Origin of the sequence: Streptomyces sp. NRRL S-378 (assembly GCF_000720645.1) — a bacterium.
Lineage (GTDB): Bacteria > Actinomycetota > Actinomycetes > Streptomycetales > Streptomycetaceae > Streptomyces.
Window position 1 is genome coordinate 1 of sequence record NZ_JOBX01000144.1, and the last position, 3,413, is coordinate 3,413.

A 3,413-nucleotide genomic window follows, 5' to 3' on the forward strand; every position below is an offset into this window, starting at 1 on the left:
GACCCCTTCGACGTCAACGGACGGCCCGGACCGGCGACATGCACCCGCGCATAGGCGGGCGGATGCGTTCCGGCCGGGCTCGAAACGGTTCCCGGCCACGGGCCGAGGAGCCACACTCTGGCCGCCCGGCACACCCGGACACCGCCCGCCCACCCCCTGTTTCCCAATCCGGATATGTCCGTAACTCTCCCTTGTAACGGACAACGGTCAAACCCGGATTGACGCCCCCGGCACGGCAGTTCCCCACCAACCGGTGGCACGCCTGCACAGCAGCCCTCCCCGCAGCCAGGCCCCCGCCCCCGGCCACGGCCCGCACCCCTGCGCCGAACGGGTTCAACAGCCTGTAACAGCCGCCCCCGCCGCCCCTTCGCACGCACCTGCGGAAACGATTCCGGTGTACGAGAAACCGGCACCCCGCCGACCACCCCGGCCCGCCCCGCCGACCGCCCCCGGCTCCGGCGGCCGTCCCGGCCCGCCCGCCGACGACCCCGGCCCCGCCGCCTCGTCACCGCCCCGCCCTACGGCGGCACCGTCACCGCCCCCAGTACTTCCTGACCAGCTCGTAGGAACCGATCCGCTCCCGCAGGTCGTAGACCGGCGTGGCCAGCATCAACTCGTCCGCCCCCGTCTCACCGGCCAGTCGCGCGAGCCGCCCCACCACCGCCTCGGGCGCCCCGACCGCCTGCTGCGCACGGAAACCGTCCAGGGCCTGCCGCTCCTGCTCCGTGAAGGGATGCGCGGCCGCCTGCTCGGGCGTGGGGAACGGCGTCTGGCTCAGCCCCTGCAGGAGCCCGGCCTTGACGACGTTCATCGGCCCCGCCCGCCACACGGCCTCCTCCTCCGTCTGCGCGCACACCGTCTCCACGCACAGCAGCACCCGCGGCCGCTCGCACCACCGGGACGCAGTGAACGCCGCCCGGTAACCCTCCACGACCGCAAGGGTGTTGTCCGGACGGATGTGATGCGCGACCGCGACCGGCAGGCCCAGAGCCGCAGCGAGAGCACCCCCCGCGGCACTGGAGGCCAGCAGCCACGGCTCCGGCAGCGGACCCAGCGCGACCTCCTCCACCAGGAACGACAGGACCGCGGCCACGTCGTCCCGGTACTCCGCATCCGTCGCCGGCCCTGCCCCGCGGCGCAGCGCCCGGGCGATGCCCTCGTCGAAGGTGCCCGGACCCCGGCCGATGCCCAGGTCGATGCGGTCCTCGTGCAGGGCGGCCAGCGTCCCGAACTGCTCGGCCAGCGCGAGCGGCGCGTGGTTGGGGGCCAGGACCCCGCCCGAACCGAGACGGATCACCGAGGTCGAGGCCGCGGCGTGCGCCGTCAGCACGACCGGCGGGAACGCGCCGATCGCGGGGGAGTGGTGATGCTCCGCGTACCAGAGGCGGTGATAGCCCAGCCGCTCCATTCCCTGTGCGAAGGCCGCGGTGTCCCGCAGGGTGTCCACGGCGCGGGTGCCCGTCTGCACCATCGCGACTTCCAGCGCTGAAAGAGGTATGTCGAGCATGGCCGTCAGCATAGGGAGCACCCCGCCCGGCAACCGCCCCGATGATCGTTTTCACGCCACCGCGGACGGACCGCGGACGGCGGGCCCCGCAGCCCCGCCCCGCCCGCCCTCGCAGCAGCCGAAATCCCGATTAACCCGCATCGGCGGAAACGTCAAGCCCCGAATTCACGGAACGTGACCGCCGGTGCGGCGGACCGGCTTACTGGATATGCGGCCCCACCGGAAAAGGGAACGAGGTCGCAGACGCGGTGGGGACAGTCCCCACAATCGCGGAGGCCCCGAAATGCCGGAGCCTTTCAGGTTCCGATTCGATCAGGAGAAAAACCATGAACCGCAAGTTCGAGACGTCCGAGTCCCGCCCCAAGCGCCGAGGCTTCCGCCTCGCGACCGCCGTCGCCGCTGCCGCGATCGCCGGCGGGATCCTCATCCCTGCGTCCTCCGCGATGGCGGCCCCCACCACCTCGGTGGAAAGCGTCGTCACTCACAGCAAGCACGACCACAAGAAGCACGACGGCAACCACCACGGCAAGAAGAAGAAGCGCCACAACGGCGGCAACACCCAGGGCGGTACGCAGGGTGGCGGTAACGGCAACACCCAGGGCGGTACGCAGGGTGGCGGCAATGGCAACACCCAGGGCGGTACGCAGGGTGGCGGTAACGGGAACACCCAGGGCGGTACGCAGGGTGGCGGCAATGGCAACACCCAGGGCGGTACGCAGGGTGGCGGCAATGGCAACACCCAGGGCGGTACGCAGGGTGGCGGCAATGGCAACACCCAGGGTGGAACCCAGGGCTGACCAGTCCGGCCGAAAGGCGCAGCACCTCGCAGAGGCCCCCTCTGCGAGGTGCTGGCGTCCCCTCCAGCCGTTGCCGCCCCGACCCGCGTCGGGGCGGCAACGGCTCGACCCGTGCCAGGGCACCGGCCGAACCCGCGCCGCCCACCCCAGGCGCGACAGGGCGCCCATCCGGATGTGAATTTGTCAAGCCCCGAATCTCCGTCTCTTTATCCCCGCGCCCGAAAAGGGCAATCTGGATACAGATAAACCGCTCGGCCAGACAAACGGAACTGAGACACCAGGCAAGTCGAATCCCCGGCTCGCAGAGAATCTCGAATCCGGGTCGACCATTCAAGGGAGATTTAAATGTCGAGGAAGAAGCACGTCGCCAACATTGCCGGTCTTTCCTGTGTCACCGCGATACTCGCCGGAACGGCGGGGGTGGCATTCGCTCAGCCCTCCCAGGCCTCCGCATTTCCGACCGCAGCCCCTGCGGCGGTATGCAGCCTGACGGGCGGGGAAATCCGCGGCAACGGCTTCGCCCTCGAGCAGACCTACGACGTCAAGCGCAACGGGAAGACCATCGCTCGCGTCGCTGCCGGACCGAAGGGCGACATCCGGGCCGACATCACCGGCGGCGGTCCGGTCTCCGTAGGCACCGTCCGGTGCGCGTCGGCCGCATCCAGCGCGGCTTCGACGAAGGCCGACGCCGCTGTTGCAACGGCACGAGGCGCGGCAGCGGCCCAGCAGGCAGCCCGCGGCGGAGCTTCCCAGGCACAGGCGGCCGCCATCGGGCGGAAGGCCGCGGCCTCCGAAGCGAAGCGGCTCGGACTGGCACCCGCCGTGGTCAACCAGGTGACGAACAACGTGACGAACATCGTCAACAACACGATCATCGGCGGCTCGAACAACACCATCGGCGGCACCCAGGTCGGCAACGGCAACACCCAGGGTGGTACGCAGGGCGCCGGCAACGGCAACACCCAGGGCGGCACGCAGGGCGCCGGCAACGGCAACACCCAGGGCGGGACCCAGGGTGGCGGCACTGGTAACACCCAGGGTGGTACGCAGGGTGGCGGGACCGGTAACACCCAGGGTGGTACGCAGGGTGGCGGGACCGGTAACACCCA

At 70.7% G+C, this 3,413-nt stretch carries 3 protein-coding genes; 2 read left to right on the top strand and 1 reads right to left on the bottom strand.

Annotation, left to right across the window (positions count from 1 at the left end; translation table 11 throughout):
- Positions 1-532: 532 nt before the first annotated feature.
- Positions 533-1,507 (bottom strand): MsnO8 family LLM class oxidoreductase, encoded by a 975-nt coding sequence (locus IH80_RS0138015; RefSeq protein WP_030966471.1) that lies wholly within the window; start codon positions 1,505-1,507, stop codon positions 533-535.
- A gap of 326 nt (positions 1,508-1,833) precedes the next feature.
- Here IH80_RS0138015 and IH80_RS0138020 point away from each other — a divergent pair, with 326 nt between their 5' ends.
- Together IH80_RS0138020 and IH80_RS0138025 are read left to right on the top strand one after the other, a co-directional pair.
- A complete protein-coding gene (locus tag IH80_RS0138020) occupies positions 1,834-2,304 on the top strand; it encodes a hypothetical protein (RefSeq protein WP_030966472.1) in 471 nt (156 codons plus the stop codon).
- Between the two features lie 345 nt (positions 2,305-2,649).
- A partial coding sequence (locus tag IH80_RS0138025; protein ID WP_199819373.1) for a hypothetical protein occupies positions 2,650-3,413 on the top strand: 764 nt, incomplete at its 3' end.